Genomic DNA, 15,664 nt, shown 5'->3' on the forward strand with positions numbered 1-15,664 from the left:
CCGTCGGCGGCTGCGGGTGGCGCGTGCGAGGCAACCCCGACGTCAGCCGCTGCGGGCGGCACGTGCGAGGTGTGGCCGCCGTGAGGCGTTGCGGGTTGCACCGCCGAGGCACCCTCGCCATCAGCCGCAGCGGCCGGCGCCTGCGAGGCGCCCCCTCCGTCAGCCCCCGCAGCCCCCGCAGCCGACCCCCGCGAACCCCGCTCCCCCTCGGCGGCCCTCGGCTTCTCCTCCTCGTCGTTCACGGGGTCAACACTAGGCATGGTGCCGGGCCTTCGTTTTCTCGTTCTGTGGGGTGGGGTTGGAGCGGATCACCCTGGAGGTGCGGCCCTTGGGGCGGCGCGGGCCCTGTTCGTACAGGCGGAATGCCGTCCAGCAGGCCGCCAGGACCAGGGTGAACACCGGGAGCCATGCCAGGCGGGCCGCCACCCAGGTGAGGTTGTCGGGGAGGGTGTGCAGGCCGGGGAGGTGGCCTGCCAGGAGGCCCGTGGCTGTGGTGGCCATCAGGGCCGTCTGGTGCCAGAGGAAGATCGTCATCGCGGAGAGGTTGAGCAGGGCCACCGCCGCCCAGGCCAGGGGGCGCCGCATCGTGCGGCGCAGGGGCTCGCGCAGGAGCAGGGCCAGGCCGCACTGGGCCAGGCCGAAGGTGACGGCGGCCAGGGTCGGTGGGTTGAGGTTGGAGATGCCGGCGCCGGGCACGCCGACCATGGACGCCGGGTAGCCCGCCCAGGCGACCAGCGCCGCCGTCGCCGCCGCGCCGCCCGTCAGCAGGATCCAGCCCGCGCGGCGGCGCTCCAGCTCACCCCGGGTCCACGCCGCGCCCAGGCTGAACGGCACCAGCCAGCCGGCCGCCACGTTCACCCAGCCGAGCCACGCGGGGCCGCCCAGGCCGAAGCGCAGGAGGTCCACATGGAGAACGACGGCCAGGGGCCACAGGGGGTTGAGGCGCAGGAGGAGGGGCGTCACCGCCGTCAGCGTCGCGAAGACCAGGAGGAACCACAGCGGGGACAGGGCCAGTTTGACCAGGGTGTGGACCGTGTCGATGTCCGTGCCCGAGAGGAGCAGCAGGACCGACGTCACCGTCCACAGGGTGAGGACGGCCGCCACCGGTTTGAACAGGCGCGACAGCCGGGACCTCAGCCACTGTCCGTACGTCGTGCCACGGGCCCGGGCCGAGGTGTAGCCGCGGGTCGCCACATGGCCGCCGACCAGGAAGAACACGGCGAGGGTCTGGAAGGCCCAGGAGATCGGGGCCAGCCACGGCATGTGCTGGAGCGGGCTCGCGGTGCGCAGGCCGGACCCGCCGTCCGCCACCAGAGCCGTCACCAGCCAGTGGCCGAGCACGACGCCGAGGATGGCGAAGGCGCGCAGGGCGTCGACCGCCCGGTCCCGTTCGACGGGGGTGACGGCGTCGACGCGGGCGGCGCCCAGCCGTATGCCCTCCGGTATGCCCCGCCAGGCACCGCGCGGACGCCCGGCGATGGTGGACTCAGCCATGGGTCACCTCCGAGGTCTCGCCCAGGACGATGCGGGTCAGGTTCGTCAGGGACGGCGAGCCCGGGCTGAAGTAGTCGCTGTGGCCGCCGGAGCCCGCCGAGAAGACCCGGGCACCGAAGGACGGCGACATCGGGTCGGTGCCGAAGCCGATGGTCGTGCCGAGCAGGTCGAACCTGATGTGCGGGACCTCGGCCACCCAGTCGTCACCGCCGCGGGCCGCCCAGACGCGGGCCGGGGTGTGCAGGGCGCCGGCGGTGTCGACGCCGGTGCCGGGACTGCCTATCAGGGCGATGTCGTCCACGTCGAGGTCGGAAGCCGCGCTGCCGCAGACCACCGAGCCGTAGGAGTGGCAGAGGAGGGAGATGTGCGGCCCGCCTGCCGCGCTCGGCGTGCGGTCCGGGATGGCGCGCAGCTGCCGCACGAACTCCCGCAGCTTGGGAGCCGCGTCCTCGGCCCGCCCGGCCGTCGCGACCGTGGCGCTGATCGTGCCCGGCGTCTCGTAGCCGAGCCAGGCCACCACCGCGGTGCGCGTGCCCTGCGAGGCCTCCCGGGTGAGCCGTTCGTGCAGCGCGCGGGCGGCATTGCGGAAACGGCCGTAGGTCTCGATGGACGTGTCGGAGCCGGGGACCAGGACGGCGATGCGGTCGGCGTGCGCCAGGTCGCCGAAGACCTCCGTCGCGAGGCCGGGGCCGCGGCCGTCGAAGGTGAGGAAGTGACGGGACGGGTCGGCCATCGCCCGGTCCGCGGCGGCGCGTTCACGGCTGCCGTTGGCCGCGGCCATACGGGACGCCTCGGCGGCGTTGGCGCGGTTGGCCGCATACGCGTCGTCCAGCGTCGCCGCCGTGACCGGCGCGAAGGCGGCCGGCTTCGGAGCGGGTATCTCGGGCCGCGCCGCACCGGCCAGCGGAACGACCACGGCACCGGTGATCAGGGTGGCGAGCAGCGCTCGACGCAGTCGGTGCGTGCGGCGCGCCTTCCTCGGCCTGCGCGGCGCACTCCGCTCGGTCGGCGCACCCCGCTCGCCCGGCCCGCCGGAGTCGGCCGCCTCGCTCGACTCGGCCCGCTCGCCCGGCGCACCCACCTTGCCCGACGAGCTCGCCCCCGCTGCCCCCGTCGTACGCCCCATGGTCGTCATCCCTTCCAGTCCGCCCGGCCATCGGGCCTACCTGGAAGGGAAGTTACGGATCCGGACTTGTCGTCCGCGTCATGCCAGGGAGCTCACCTGCGATGTAGCTCTCAGGTACTACGGGTATGAGGGGGCCCTCCCGGCAGGGGCCTCTCCGGGCGGGGCGCGCCCACGTGACGGGGCAGCTGCAGGTGACGGGATACTCGCAGGTGAGAGGGCATCTGCGAACTCACCATGCCAGCTGTGCGATCTCCTCCGCCACCACCGCGCACGCATCCGCCGCAGGGTCGATCAGCGGGAAGTGGCCGACGTCCTCCAGCAGTGTCAGACCGATCACTTCCCCCGCCTTCGCCGCCGCGTCCGCGTACGACTCGGCGACCGCCTGGGGGACTACGACGTCCGTCCGGCCCTGGACGACCGTCGTGGCGATGCCCGTCGGCAGCAGGAGCGCGGGGTCGGCGTACGGCTGACGCTCGGGGAACTCCACTGCCCCGCCCAGGAGTTGCCGCGGTGCGCCCCCGCAGACGTCCAGTTTGTCGGCGACCGTGAAGTCGGCGATCGGGGCAAGCGCGACCACACCCCGCAGGGGCGCGGGGCGGTCGGTGCGCCAGAGGGCGTCCGCGGGCAGGACATGGCGGGCCGCCACCCAGAGGGCCAGGTGACCGCCGGCCGAGTGGCCGGTGACCACGATCCGGCGCGCATCGGCCTGCGGGAGCACCTCCCGTGCGAGAGCGGGCAACGCGTCCAGCGCGGCGGTGACGTCGTCGAACGTGTCCGGCCAGCGTCCCGCGACCGGGCCACCCGTACCGGAATCCGCAGCGCCGAAGTCCCCGCCCTCCGCCCCCCGCCGGTACTCCACGTTGGCCACGGCGAACCCGCGCCGCGCCAGGAAGTCGGCGAACGGCGTGACATGCCGCCGGTCGTACGGCGCCCGCCATGCGCCACCGTGCAGGACGACGACCAGCGGAGCCAGGACGCCCGGAACGGACTCGCCGCGCGGCGCGTAGAAGTCGATCACCTGGTCGGGGTGGTCGCCGTACGAGGCGATGGCGTCGGGGTCCACGGGCGCGTGCGAGAAGGCGGACTCCTCCTCGGCGGCGGCCCGGGCTGCTGCGACGTCCTCCGGCATGCTCCAACCTCTCAGCGACGAAACGGATTTGGACGAAAGCGGGGTGGCGGACCACGTGGGAATTCGGCCGTTGGCGGGGACGGTATCAGGCGGGTGACGTGCGTGGACATGGGGATGTCACGCAGGGTGAGGGTTAAATGGTTCCACTGTTCCGTTACGCTGGGGACGCAGATCGCGAGCGCACCAAGGAGGCCGATATGTCCGCCGAACCCGGCACCGTACGTCCCGGAGGGCGTACCGCGCGTGTCCGTGAGGCCGTGCTGCGGGCGGCCGGGGACGTCCTCGCGGAGCAGGGTTTCGACGGCCTCGACCTCGCCGACGTCGCCCGCCGGGCCGAGGTCGGCAAGACCACCGTGTACCGGCGTTGGGGCTCGGTGACCGGGCTGGTGGCCGACCTGCTCGCCGACATGGCCGAGCAGTCGCTGCCGCGCGAGGAGACCGGGTCCGTGCTGGGCGACCTGCTCGCCAACGCGACGCTGGTGCAGCGGACGCTGGCGGATCCCCGGCAGGGTGCCCTGTTCCGTGCCGTCATCGCCGCGGCGACCTGCGACGAGCGTACGGCGCAGGCGCTCCGCCGGTTCTACGAGGTGCGGGTGGCGGAGTGGGCGCCGTGCGTGCAACAGGGCGTCACCAGGCGGGAGTTGCCCGAGGGGACGGACCCGGAGGCGGTCGTACGGGCGGTGTCGGCACCCCTCTACTACCAGTTGCTGACGACCGGGGTCATCCCCGACGCCCCCGCCGCGGAGCGTGCAGCGCGGGCCGCGCACGCGGCTGCCGTGGCGGGGGTGTACGCCGGTTAGGGCCGGGCCTCCCCGGGCAGCAGCGCCGCCAGCACCCGGGCCGCCCGTTCCACCTCCGCGAACCCCACGTACAGCGGCGTGAATCCGAACCGCAGCACGTCAGGGTGCCGGAAGTCGCCCACGACCCCTCGCTCGATCAGCCGCTGCATGACCTCCCCGGCGTTCTCGCACCGCAGGGCCACCTGGCTGCCGCGTTCGTCATGGGCCAGCGGGGTCAGCGACTCGACGCGCCCCTCCCCCACATACGCCCCGACGCACTCCAGGAAGAAGTCCGTCAGCGCCAGCGACTTGGCCCGCACCGCCTCGACCGACACACCGTCCCAGACCTCCAGGGCCGCCTCCAGGGCGAGCATGGAGAGGATGTCCGGCGTGCCGACCCGGCCGCGCAGGGCGCCGGAGGCCGGCTCGTAGGCGGGACGCATCCCGAAGGGCTCGGCGTGCGAGTTCCAGCCGGGGAGCGGGGAGTCGAAGCGGTCCTGGAGATCGTGACGCACGTACAGGTACGCCGGTGAACCCGGGCCGCCGTTCAGGTACTTGTACGTGCAGCCCACCGCCAGGTCGACACCGTGCTCGTCGAGTCCGACGGGCAGCGCGCCCGCGCTGTGGCACAGGTCCCACACGGCGATCGCGCCCGCCGCGTGCACGGCGGCGGTGAGGGCCGGCAGGTCGTGCAGCCGGCCCGTGCGGTAGTCGACGTGGTTGAGGAGGACTGCGGCGGTACGGCCGGACAGGGCCGCCGGCACCTCGGCGGGCGTCACCGGCCGTAGCGTACGGCCGGTCATCCGGGCCGCCGACTCGGCGATGTAGCCGTCCGTGGGGAAGGTCGTCGCGTCGACCAGGATCTCGTCCCGGCCGGGACCGGCGGACTCCGCCATCCGCACGGCGGCCACAAGTGCCTTGAAGACGTTGACACTTGTCGAGTCACCGACCACGATCTGGCCCGGCGCCGCGCCGACCAGCGGGGCGATCCGGTCGCCGATCCGCTCCGGAGCGGTCCACCAGCCGCTCTCGGTCCAGGAGCGGATGCGCATCCGCCCCCACTGCCGCAGTACGACGTCCTCGACCCGTCCCGGCACGTTCGACGGCAGGGCGCCCAGCGAGTTGCCGTCGAGGTAGACGACCTCGTCCAGCATGAACTGAGCGCGCTTGCCCGCGAGTTCGTCGGTCGCGTCGAGCTTCTCGGCCCTGGCGGCGAGTTCGGCGAACTCAGACATGGGACCTCGCCGTCCACAGCTCCGGGAACACGTTCTTCTGCGCCCGCTTCTCCAGCCAGGCCACGCCGGCCGAGCCGCCCGTGCCCGCCTTGGCGCCCATCGCGCGGCGGGTGGCGACCAGGTGGTCGTTGCGCCAGCGCCACACCAGTTCGGCGACGTCGGTCAGTGCCTCGCCCAGGCGGGCGAGCTCGGAGTTCTGGTCGCCTGCGTAGATCGCGGTCCAGGCCGCCTCGACCGCGGGCGAGGGCTCGTACTTCTGGGACACGTCACGCTTCAGGACGGCCTGCGGGATCGCGCAGCCGTGGCGGGCGAGGAAACGCAGCACCTCGTCGTAGAGGCTCGGCTCGTGCAGCGCCTTCTCCAGTTCCGCGTGGACGCGGGGGGCGCCGCGGTGCGGGACCAGCATGGACGCGGACTTCTCGGCGAGCAGGAACTCCATCCGGCGGTACATCGCCGACTGGAAGCCGGAGCCTTCGCCGAGGGCGCTGCGGTACGAGTTGAACTGGGCCGGCGTGAGCTGGCCGAGCGGCTTCCAGGAGGAGTTCAGGGCGTCCAGTTCCCGCACCGAACGCTTCAGGGCGTCGATCGCCACGGCCGGCCGGTCCTCGCGCAGGGCGCGTGCCGCGGTCTCCCACTCGTGGACGATGACGGTGAACCACAGCTCCATGACCTGGGTCGTGACCAGGAAGACCATCTCTCCGGGGTCGTCGGAGAGGGTGTGCTGGAGGTGGGTGAGCACGTCCGCCTTGACGTAGTCCTCGTACGGCGTCGTGCCTGCGAAGTCGAGATTGGGGGTCTCGGGCTCTTGAGTCTCCGGGGATGTCTCCGCGGACCGGTGAGCCTGCTGGGACATTGCTGTCTCCTGTGTAACTCCGGGTAGCGGTCCGCCCTGCCGTTATCGACAAAGGGGCCCCGGTCCCCACCGGCATCCTCAGGGATGTCCCCCCGCATCGCAAGGCCCGCCCTCGTCACACCGGCGGGCCCCACGACGGGGGAGGCGCGGCGGCTAGCCCAGGGTCTGGGCCGCCGTCGGCGAGGAGTCCTTCAGGAACTGCGAGCAGCGCTCGTACTCCTCCTGCTCGCCGATCGTCCCGGCGGCGCGGGCGAGGGCGTGCAGGGCGCGCAGGAAGCCGCGGTTCGGCTCGTGCTCCCAGGGGACCGGGCCGTGGCCCTTCCAGCCGCTGCGGCGCAGGGCGTCCAGGCCGCGGTGGTAGCCCGTACGGGCGTAGGCGTACGACTCCACGACGCTGCCGCGCTCGAAGGCCTCGTCGGCCAGCTGGGCCCAGGCCAGGGAGGAAGTGGGGTACTTCGCTGCGACGTCCGCGGGCGCGGTGCCGCCGGCGAGGAGCTCGCGCGGCTCGGGGTCGTCGGGGAGGTGGGTCGGGGGCGGGCCCCCGAGAAGGTTTTCGTGAATGGCCATGGGTTCAAGTGTGGGCCATCGCCGGGGCCGGTGGGTGCCGTGTCCTTCGCCCTCGCCGCCGGCATGCCTGGACCGGCGCCTAGCCCTCCCCCTCCCCCGCCAGCCGGGACCTGCTCCGCACCCCCTCCAGCGGCGGCGAAGTGATCGAGCCGTGGTGGAGGCATTCCGGTTTGCGGCAGTCCGGGGGCAGGGTGCGTACCGTGGCAAAAGCGATTGCCGAGCCGACGACCATGGTCCCGGCACACCACAGCATCGCCCGTCCGAACGCGCTGTCGAAGGCGTCCGGCGACCGGTAGGCCTCCTCGCTCATGCCGGCGAGCAGCGGCAGTGCGGCCACCGCGATCAGGCCCGCCGCTCGGGCCGCCGCGTTGTTGATGCCGCTGGCCAGGCCCGCGCGGGCGACGTTCACGGAGGCGAGGACGGTGGCGGTCAGCGGAGCGACCAGGGTGACCAGGCCGACGCCGAAGACGAAAACGGCGGGCAGTACGTCGGCGACGTACGAGGCGTCCGGGCCGACGCGCAGCATCAGCAGCAGGCCGGCCGCACTCACCAGTGGCCCGACGGTGAGCGGGATGCGCGGCCCGATCTTGCCGGCCAGGGCACCGGACCGGGCGGAGAACAGCAGCATCAGCACGGTCGTCGGCAGCAGTGCCGTACCGGCTTGCAGGGCCGAGTAGCCGGAGACGACCTGGAGCTGGAGCGCGGCCAGGAAGAAGAAGCCGCCGAGGGCCGCGTACACGCACACGGTGACCAGGTTGACCGCGGTGAACTGCCGGGACGCGAAGATGTCGAGCGGCATCATCGGGTCGGGCCGCCGTTTCTCGACGTACAGGAAGGCGATCCCGGCGGCGACGCCCGCGACCGCGGTGACGGCGATGACCAGGGACCCGTCGCGGGCCTCGATCAGCGCGTACGTCACCAGCGCGAGGGACAGCGCTCCGAGGGCCGCGCCGAGCACGTCGAAGCGGCCGTGCTTGGACCCGTCGCCGGACTCGGGGACGTGGCGCAGGGCGATGGGGACGCACAGCAGCGCCAGCGGGACGTTGAGCAGGAAGACCCAGCGCCAGCCGGGGCCGTCGACCAGCCAGCCGCCCAGGAACGGGCCGATGGCAGCACCGATACCGCCGAAACCGGACCACAGGCCCACCGCCCGGGCCCGGTCGTCGGGGTGGAAGGACGCCTGGATCAGCGCGAGGGAGCCCGGTGTGAGAAGCGCGCCGCCGATGCCCTGAAAGGTCCGCGCGGCGATGAGGAAACCGGCGTTCGGGGCGAGCCCGCACAGCAGCGAGGCCGCGGCGAACCAGACGACGCCGATGACGAAGATCTTGCGGCGGCCGTAGCGGTCGCCCAGGGAACCGCCGAGGAGGATCAGACCGGCGAGGGCGAGGGTGTACGCGTTGACCGTCCACTGGAGGGCGGACAGGTTCGCGTCCAGGTCCTCGCCGATCCGGGGGAGGGCGACGTTGACGACGGTCGAGTCCAGCATCGCCATGCTGGAGCCGAGGACGGTGGTGAGCAGGATCCACTTGCCTTGTGGGGAGGCCATCCGGACGTCGGGCATGACCCCAGGTATACAGCGAGCCCGGTGCCGTGGCACCGGGCTCGCTGCATGCGTAACGGCTACTTGATCTTCGTGCCGGTGGAGCGCAGGTTTCCGCAGGCCTCCAGGACGCGCTGCGCCATGCTCGCCTCGGCCAGCTTGCCCCAGGTGCGCGGGTCGTAGGTCTTCTTGTTGCCGACCTCGCCGTCGACCTTCAGGACACCGTCGTAGTTCTGGAACATGTGGGCCGCCACCGGACGCGTGAAGGCGTACTGCGTGTCGGTGTCGATGTTCATCTTGACGACGCCGTTCTCCAGCGCGGTCGCGATCTCCTCGGCGGAGGAGCCGGAGCCGCCGTGGAAGACGAAGTCGAACGGGGACGCCTTGCCGTATTTGGCGGCGACGCCCTCGTTGAGCTCCTTCAGCAGCTCGGGACGGAGCACGACGTTGCCCGGCTTGTACACGCCGTGGACGTTGCCGAAGGAGGCGGCGAGCAGGTAGCGCCCCTTCTCACCGAGGCCGAGGGCCTCGACCGTACGGATCGCGTCGTCGACCGTCGTGTACAACGAGTCGTTGATCTCGTGCGAGACGCCGTCCTCCTCGCCACCGGTCGGGGTGATCTCGACCTCGAGGATGATCTTCGCGGCGCGGGCGCGCTCCAGCAGCTCCTGCGCGATGGAGAGGTTGTCGGCGAGGGTCTCGGCCGAGCCGTCCCACATGTGCGACTGGAACAGCGGGTTCTCACCGCGCGCGACCCGCTCCTCCGAGACGGCGAGCAGCGGCCGTACGTACCCGTCGAGCTTGTCCTTCGGGCAGTGGTCGGTGTGCAGGGCGACGGTGATGTCGTACTTCTTGGCGACGATGTGCGCGAACTCGGCCAGGGCGACGGCGCCGGTGACCATGTCCTTGCTGTGCTGGCCGCCGAGGAACTCCGCACCACCCGTGGAGATCTGGATGATGCCGTCGCTCTCCGCCTCCGCGAAGCCGCGCAGGGCCGCGTGCAGGGTCTGGGAGGAGGTCACGTTGATGGCCGGGTAGGCGAACTTGCCTGCCTTCGCCCGGTCGAGCATCTCGTTGTAGACCTCGGGGGTTGCGATGGGCATCTGTCCGCTCCTTGAGTGTGCGGGTTGACGTGCTGCGTACTGCGTTCTTCTTTACGGCCCTGACCTAGACCTCGATTGCGACGTCATCGTCGGCATCGCGGGGCCATCTTTCCACGACGAACCGGGATGCTCCGAGCGCCTGTCAGCAGCCGAGACGGACGTCCGCCGGGACGGAGGTCAGTCGAGCCCCAACTCGTCCTTGGAGAACGCGAACAGGTACGGCACACCCGCACCCTCCTGGATCTTCTCCGCGGCACCGGTGGCCCGGTCGACGATCGTCGCGACGGCGACGACCTCGGCGCCCGCCGCGCGCACGGCCTCGACGGCGGTGAGCGGCGAGCCGCCGGTGGTGGAGGTGTCCTCGACGACGAGCACCCGCCGCCCCGCGATGTCCGGCCCCTCGACCTGCCGCTGCAGCCCGTGCGCCTTGGCCGCCTTCCTCACGACGAAGGCGTCCAGCCGCTTCCCGCGCGCGGCGGCGGCGTGCAGCATCGCGCCGGCGACGGGGTCGGCGCCCATGGTGAGCCCGCCCACCGCGTCGAACTCCAGCTCCGCGGTCAGGTCGAGCAGCACCTGCCCGACCAGCGGAGCGGCCTCCCCGTCGAGGGTGATGCGCCGAAGATCGACGTAGTAGTCGGCTTCCAGCCCCGAAGACAGGGTCACCTTGCCGTGCACCACGGCCTTGTCCTTGATCTGCTGCAACAGCGCGCCACGTACGTCAGTCATGCCGCCCAGCTTAGAGGCGCCGCCAGCTCCAGACGGTCGCAGCCTCCAGCGGCTCCAGGGGCGTGACCAGGCGGGGCAGGGTGTTCAGGCCGTTGGGCGGCCCGGTCTGCGGCTCGACACAGACGGCGGCCTCCTGCTCGTCGTACACGACGACCCATTCCTCCCGACTGGCCACCTTCAGCTCCAGCTGCCCCGGCCAGGTGAGCGTGACATCGACACCGCCGGGCATCCCGAAGCAGTCGTCCCAGGGACCGGGCCGGGGGTCGATCCGATTCCCGGTGGGCAGATGATCGTCACCACGCTCTTCCTGCCAGGCGGGAGCGAATTCGAGTTGTGCGTCCTCTCCGCCGAGGTTCCGGTTGAACCAGGGATGCCAGCCGATCTGGGCCGGAAAGGACGTCTCGTACGTCTCGACGGACATGGTGAGGCTGAGGCTGTCCGGGGTGAGCGCGATGACATGGGTGACCCGGCCGGGGTAGGGCCACGGCTCGACCAGGTCGTACGTGATGACGGCCTCGTCACCGGAGACCCGGGCCACCTTCCAGGCACCGTCGCGGACCGTGCCGTGGATGGCGTGCGGCGGGGCGCTCAGCGGCATCTGCCGCACGACGGCACCGTCCAGGAACCGCCCGTCCCGGATCCGCCCGCACCAGGGAACCATCGGAAAACACCCGAACCGCTCCCCCTGCCGCAACAACTCCGTCCCCCCGACCCGAAGCCCCCCGACCCGCCCACCGTTCCCCGGCAGCACGTCCACCTCCGCGTCACCCGCGGTCAGCGTGATGTGTTCGTTACTCACGGGGACGACCCTACTGGGACGATCAACCCTCCTGAACCGCACCGAGACATCCCGGACCCGCCCGGCCTTCGGGGGTGGCTTCACCTCCCGACGCCGGTCCGGACAATTCAGCCCGTCCGGCCTTCGAGGACAAGCCACCGCCATCCCCAGCCCCCACCCACCCGCAGGTGGCTTCACCTCCCGACGCCGGTCCAGGCAATTCAGCCCGTCCGGCGTTTGAGGACGAGGCCGTTCAGGCCGACAGCGGGGGTCTGGGGGCGGCAGCCCCCAGAGGCGGGGTCGAAGGGGCGGCAGCCCCTGGAGGACGGGAAGGGTAGGGGCGGCAGGGGCGGAAAAACGCCCTCACCGGCGCCGCCGCCACGCCCGCCCCACCACAATCGCCGACGCCAACACCAACGCAGCCGCCGGAGCAGCCCACCGCAAAGTAGAACCCGCCACGACAGTCTGCGGCGCCGGCACCGGCGCGTACCGCCCCCGCGGCGGCGCGTGATCCACTTCCTCGGCGCTGCGCCCGATCATCGTCCGCCGAGCATGAGCCGCCTCGGCCACGGGAGCCTCACCGTCCTCGGACTCGGACTCGACCTCGGCCTCGGACTCCGGTTCGAGCGCCGGCGGCGGAACCTCGGCATCAAAGACGGACGCCTCCTCCTCACCGTCCCCGGAATCCGACCCCTGAGCCGACGAAGGCGAGGGCGAAGGCGAAGGCGCCGCAGCGTCATCCGCATCCGGCGTCGTTTCGAAGTCACTGGTCACCCGAGTCTCGAACTCCCCAGGAGCCAAGCCCTCCACATCCTCGGAACCCTCGGAGGCACCCGCTCCCTCCCCCGCGACAACCCCCAACTGCTCACCAAAACGGTTCAGCAACCGACCCACAGCAGAGCCAACGGCCTCCGCCGAGAACTCGGCCACCCGCCCGTCCGCCGAAGCGGTCCCCGCGAACCTCACGGTGGCCCCACCCTCGGCCTCAAGCACCCACACCGTGAGCGCGAGCTTCACGACCCCGCTGCCCCGCACCTCGGTCGCATCGCCCTCGACGGCGAAGGCAGACGCACCGTCACCGGCACCGTCGCCGTCCTCGCGCGCAGACACCCGCACGGCGCCCCGATACGTGATCGTGTGACCACCGACGCGCACCTTCAGCCGCCCGGCAACGGGCTCGGCCCCGGCGTCCTGCTGGAGCCCGGGGACCGCCCGGGCAACCCGTACGGGATCGGCCAGCACCGCCCTGAGCCGCTCGGCCGCAACCGGAACGAACACCTCATGCTCCATGGGGACCGAGCCTACCCAGCATGGCGTGAACCGCACCCACACATCCGAGGATTCTCACCACGAGCCCTCCCGCCGGGCGTACCCTCCCCGCCCGCACCAAGAGCCCTGCACCCACCCCGCCCCACCACGCCCCACCCCGCCCCTCAATACCGCGGATGCACCAACGTCGACGCCCCCAACCCCGCGACCCGCGTCCCCTCGGCCGCCCGCGCATCCGCCACCAGCCCCTCCCGCGTCAGCGTCCCGGGCCGCGGCACCCCCTCCCCCGCCCCGAGCCGCAGCGCCGGACGCTCGCCCCGGCCCGCGAGGATGAACCCCCAGTCGTGCGGCGCCGGCGTCGGGCCCGCCGAGCGGTCGGGGCCCGCCGCAAAACCGGAACCGCGGCCTCGGACGCAGTACGGGGCGGTCCGCAGGCCCGCGGCGCGCAGTGTCGTGTCGACCGTCCAGAAGACGCGGGGCCGTGCGGAGACCGGGCCGGCATGGACGGCCAGGCGGCCGTGCGGGGCCAGGGCGCGCCGGGCGAGGCCGTAGAACTCCTGCGAGTACAGCTTCGTACTGGCGGTGATGCCGGGGTCCGGCAGGTCCGAGATGACGACGTCGTACGTCGCCGGCGGCGCCGCCCGCAGCCAGCGGAACGCGTCGCTCGTCATGACGTGGACGCGGCTGTCGCCGTAGGAGTGGTCGTTGAGGTCGGACAGCGGAGGATCCCGGCGCGCCAGGCTCACCAACTCGGCGTCGGCTTCGACGACGTCGACCCGGTCCACCCCGGGATGGCGCAGCACCTCGCGCGCCGCCAGCCCGTCCCCGCCGCCGAGGATCAGCACGCGTGAGCGCTCGCCGCTCATCACGGGGTGGACCAGCGCCTCGTGGTAGCGGCGTTCGTCCTGGCCGCTGACCCGCAGGCGGCCGTCGAGGAAGAGGTTCAGGGGGCGGCCGTGCGTGCCGCCGGTGATGACGACCTCCTGGAGGTCCGTGTGGAGTGCCACGCGGACGTCCCGCCCGTACACCGCGTGCCGTGCCGCCCGTTCGAAGTCGTCGACGAGTACGGCGGCCGAGGCGAGCACGCCGAGGACGGCGACGTTGGCGATCACCAGCAGCCACCGGGCGCGGCGGCTGAGGTCCCCGCGGAACAGGCCGAGGACCAGCGCGCCGCCCACGACGGCGTTGACGGCGCCGGTGATCAGCGCGGAGGTCAACTGGCCCAGCAGCGGCAGCAGAAGGAAGGGGAACGCGAGGCCGCCGACGAGCGCGCCGACGTAGTCCGCGGCGAACAGGTCGGCCACCGCGCCGCCCGCGTCCTGGCGCCGGATGCGCTGGATCAGCTCCATCAGCAGCGGCACTTCGGCGCCGATCAGCAGGCCGATGGTGAGGGAGAAGGCGACGAGGAGACAGCGGGGGCCGTTGACCCACAGGCCGCCCCAGTCGCCGGTCCAGGCGAAGACGGCGTAGAGCGCGAACGCGCTGCACCCGCCGACGAGGGCGAGTAAGGCCTCGATGGCGCCGAAGCCGGCCGCGGCGTACGGGCGCAGGCGTTTGGCGGCGAGGGAGCCGATGCCCATCGCGAAGACCATGACGGACAGGACGACGGAGGCCTGGGTGACCGAGTCGCCGATCAAGTACGAGGCGAGGGCGACGAGTTCGAGTTCGTACACGAGTCCGCAGGCAGCACAGACGAAGACGCCCGCGAGGACCAGGAACCGCCCGGTCCCCGGCCGGACCGGAAGCCGTGCGGGGCCACCCCAGGGCGGTGTTGTGCCGGGCGGGGCGGGGGCGTGCGGCTCGATCACGTTGCCGACGGTACGTTACGCCTGCGGCACGCTACGTCACCCACACGTGTGTTGTTGAGGTGCGGGACGTTTGCGTCGCCGCCGCCGGGGGCTCAAGCGCCGGACGGGCTGGCCTGGCGGTTTGACTGCCTGGACCGGGGTCTGAGCGTGACCGCCACCGCTCTCACCCCCACCCTCGTTCGCGTCGCCACCAACTGCCCGTCCTGCGGGTACGCGTGCCACGTCCGCCAGTGCACCTGACCCTCGTGGTGCTGGGCCAGCATCGCGGTGAAGGCGTGCGGGCTGCCGGGGAAGACGCCGGCGAGGCCGTGCGGGTGGTCGGAGACCAGGGCCAGCAACTCCTGGGCACGGCCCGCGAACTGACCTGGTGACAGGACCTCCACCCGGGCCGCGAACTCGTACTCCCAGTCGCCCGCCCGCTTGGCCACGCCGAGCGGAAGGGGCGTGCTGCTGCCGGGCATGCAGGCCACCGTCTCCGAGCAGATGCCCCGCTCCTCCTCCAGGAGTACCTGGTGGGACGCGCCGAGCAGTCTCAACTGGAGTTTCGTCCCGGTCAGTTCGAGGTCGAGTGTGGCCAGCGCGGGCAGCGGTTCCCGCCCCAGGGCCCAGGCGAGGTCGGTCGCGCGCGTGTCGGTATAGGCGGTGTTCAGGGTCGTGAGCATGGGTCGGCTCCGCAAGCACGCAAAGAAAGAGGGGAGGTTTCGGTCTCCGGCGGCGCACCCCGGCCGACACCGGGAGTCGAGCCGGTCAGCCCAGTCGGCCGGTCAGAAGGGGTGTCCGCGGGACGTCCGAGGGGCTGCGTTGGTGATTTTCAGGGAATCATGAAGTGTGGCGCCGCCACAGCGTTTTTACCCAAGTTCGTAGGGTTTCCATCCCTCAGAGGGCTTATCAGCTCAACTGTTCAACTCCGGCGCACGCCTCAGAGGGCGGGGCGTGCGCCGGTGCGCGGGTGTGAACACGAAAGCGGGGCCGGTCCCAGGTACCGGCCCCACTCCATACGGATGCGGTTCCCCCTGCTCGGGGAGCTCAGCTGCCCCGTGTCAGCTGCCTCCGCCACCGCATCCGCCGCCGCCCCCGCCCCCTCCGCAGGACGACCCGCCTCCGCATGACGAGCCGCCCCCGCAGGACGAACCACCGCTGTCTCCTCCGCCGGCCCACCAGCTGCTGCTGCCGCCGCTGTCGTGCGAGCTGCTCCTTCGGCTGTGCGAGCGGTTGGCCGACCGTGAGCCGCCGCGCACGGCGGACACGAAGATCAAG

At 72.1% G+C, this 15,664-nt stretch carries 14 protein-coding genes; 1 reads left to right on the plus strand and 13 read right to left on the minus strand.

Annotation, left to right across the window (positions count from 1 at the left end):
- Window positions 1-252: 252 nt before the first annotated feature.
- The 3 genes from OG331_RS23770 to OG331_RS23780 form a co-directional block, all read right to left on the minus strand.
- Window positions 253-1,494 (minus strand): acyltransferase, encoded by a 1,242-nt coding sequence (locus tag OG331_RS23770; protein WP_406199481.1) that lies wholly within the window; start codon window positions 1,492-1,494, stop codon window positions 253-255.
- Window positions 1,487-2,620, minus strand: coding sequence for an alpha/beta hydrolase (locus OG331_RS23775; RefSeq protein ID WP_406199484.1), 1,134 nt, complete (start codon window positions 2,618-2,620; stop codon window positions 1,487-1,489). The genes OG331_RS23770 and OG331_RS23775 overlap by 8 nt, the downstream gene beginning before the upstream one ends.
- 229 nt (window positions 2,621-2,849) lie before the next feature.
- Window positions 2,850-3,749, minus strand: a complete 900-nt coding sequence (locus OG331_RS23780) for an alpha/beta hydrolase (protein ID WP_406199487.1) — start codon at window positions 3,747-3,749, stop codon at window positions 2,850-2,852.
- Window positions 3,750-3,946: 197 nt separating this feature from the next.
- Here OG331_RS23780 and OG331_RS23785 point away from each other — a divergent pair, with 197 nt between their 5' ends.
- A complete protein-coding gene (locus OG331_RS23785; RefSeq protein ID WP_406199490.1) occupies window positions 3,947-4,549 on the plus strand; it encodes a TetR/AcrR family transcriptional regulator in 603 nt (200 codons plus the stop codon).
- Here the strand turns inward: OG331_RS23785 and kynU are convergent.
- The 10 genes from kynU to OG331_RS23835 all read right to left on the minus strand — a co-directional run bounded on the left by kynU (window position 4,546) and on the right by OG331_RS23835 (window position 15,069).
- Entirely contained in the window at window positions 4,546-5,763 is a 1,218-nt protein-coding gene (gene kynU / locus OG331_RS23790; RefSeq protein WP_406199493.1) for a kynureninase, read from the minus strand. The genes OG331_RS23785 and kynU overlap by 4 nt on opposite strands.
- Window positions 5,756-6,616: a tryptophan 2,3-dioxygenase family protein gene (locus OG331_RS23795; protein ID WP_328880293.1), complete on the minus strand. Its 861-nt coding sequence runs from the start codon at window positions 6,614-6,616 to the stop codon at window positions 5,756-5,758. The genes kynU and OG331_RS23795 overlap by 8 nt, the downstream gene beginning before the upstream one ends.
- A gap of 153 nt (window positions 6,617-6,769) precedes the next feature.
- A complete protein-coding gene (locus OG331_RS23800; protein ID WP_328425366.1) occupies window positions 6,770-7,183 on the minus strand; it encodes a DUF3151 domain-containing protein in 414 nt (137 codons plus the stop codon).
- 79 nt (window positions 7,184-7,262) lie between these two features.
- The gene (locus OG331_RS23805; RefSeq protein WP_406199496.1) at window positions 7,263-8,744 is read right to left on the minus strand and encodes an MFS transporter; all 1,482 of its coding nucleotides are present in this window, start codon (window positions 8,742-8,744) and stop codon (window positions 7,263-7,265) included.
- Window positions 8,745-8,803: 59 nt separating this feature from the next.
- Window positions 8,804-9,826: a class II fructose-bisphosphate aldolase gene (gene fbaA, locus OG331_RS23810; protein WP_383234256.1), complete on the minus strand. Its 1,023-nt coding sequence runs from the start codon at window positions 9,824-9,826 to the stop codon at window positions 8,804-8,806.
- A gap of 177 nt (window positions 9,827-10,003) precedes the next feature.
- Window positions 10,004-10,552: an orotate phosphoribosyltransferase gene (gene pyrE / locus OG331_RS23815; protein ID WP_328880295.1), complete on the minus strand. Its 549-nt coding sequence runs from the start codon at window positions 10,550-10,552 to the stop codon at window positions 10,004-10,006.
- A 10-nt stretch (window positions 10,553-10,562) separates the two neighbouring features.
- Window positions 10,563-11,351 (minus strand): aldose 1-epimerase, encoded by a 789-nt coding sequence (locus tag OG331_RS23820; RefSeq protein ID WP_406199500.1) that lies wholly within the window; start codon window positions 11,349-11,351, stop codon window positions 10,563-10,565.
- Between the two features lie 342 nt (window positions 11,352-11,693).
- On the minus strand, window positions 11,694-12,620 hold the full coding sequence (locus OG331_RS23825) for an SRPBCC domain-containing protein (protein ID WP_406199502.1): 927 nt from the start codon (window positions 12,618-12,620) through the stop codon (window positions 11,694-11,696).
- A gap of 143 nt (window positions 12,621-12,763) precedes the next feature.
- On the minus strand, window positions 12,764-14,407 hold the full coding sequence (locus OG331_RS23830) for a polyamine aminopropyltransferase (RefSeq protein WP_406199505.1): 1,644 nt from the start codon (window positions 14,405-14,407) through the stop codon (window positions 12,764-12,766).
- 92 nt (window positions 14,408-14,499) lie between these two features.
- Window positions 14,500-15,069: a DUF2617 family protein gene (locus OG331_RS23835; RefSeq protein WP_406199508.1), complete on the minus strand. Its 570-nt coding sequence runs from the start codon at window positions 15,067-15,069 to the stop codon at window positions 14,500-14,502.
- Window positions 15,070-15,664: the final 595 nt, after the last annotated feature.

It is taken from the genome of Streptomyces sp. NBC_01017 (genome assembly GCF_045162795.1).
GTDB classification, from domain to species: Bacteria; Actinomycetota; Actinomycetes; order Streptomycetales; family Streptomycetaceae; genus Streptomyces; species Streptomyces machairae.

Excerpts from the sequence above, each read along its gene's own strand:
- OG331_RS23805 (WP_406199496.1), bottom strand. The coding sequence starts at position 8,744 with ATGCCCGACGTCCGGATGGCCTCCCCACAAGGCAAGTGGATCCTGCTC.
- OG331_RS23825 (WP_406199502.1), bottom strand. The coding sequence starts at position 12,620 with ATGGAGCATGAGGTGTTCGTTCCGGTTGCGGCCGAGCGGCTCAGGGCG.
- OG331_RS23835 (WP_406199508.1), bottom strand. The coding sequence starts at position 15,069 with ATGCTCACGACCCTGAACACCGCCTATACCGACACGCGCGCGACCGAC.
- pyrE (WP_328880295.1), bottom strand. The coding sequence starts at position 10,552 with ATGACTGACGTACGTGGCGCGCTGTTGCAGCAGATCAAGGACAAGGCC.
- kynU (WP_406199493.1), bottom strand. The coding sequence starts at position 5,763 with ATGTCTGAGTTCGCCGAACTCGCCGCCAGGGCCGAGAAGCTCGACGCG.
- OG331_RS23775 (WP_406199484.1), bottom strand. The coding sequence starts at position 2,620 with ATGGGGCGTACGACGGGGGCAGCGGGGGCGAGCTCGTCGGGCAAGGTG.
- fbaA (WP_383234256.1), bottom strand. The coding sequence starts at position 9,826 with ATGCCCATCGCAACCCCCGAGGTCTACAACGAGATGCTCGACCGGGCG.
- OG331_RS23780 (WP_406199487.1), bottom strand. The coding sequence starts at position 3,749 with ATGCCGGAGGACGTCGCAGCAGCCCGGGCCGCCGCCGAGGAGGAGTCC.
- OG331_RS23785 (WP_406199490.1), top strand. The coding sequence starts at position 3,947 with ATGTCCGCCGAACCCGGCACCGTACGTCCCGGAGGGCGTACCGCGCGT.
- OG331_RS23800 (WP_328425366.1), bottom strand. The coding sequence starts at position 7,183 with ATGGCCATTCACGAAAACCTTCTCGGGGGCCCGCCCCCGACCCACCTC.
- OG331_RS23795 (WP_328880293.1), bottom strand. The coding sequence starts at position 6,616 with ATGTCCCAGCAGGCTCACCGGTCCGCGGAGACATCCCCGGAGACTCAA.
- OG331_RS23770 (WP_406199481.1), bottom strand. The coding sequence starts at position 1,494 with ATGGCTGAGTCCACCATCGCCGGGCGTCCGCGCGGTGCCTGGCGGGGC.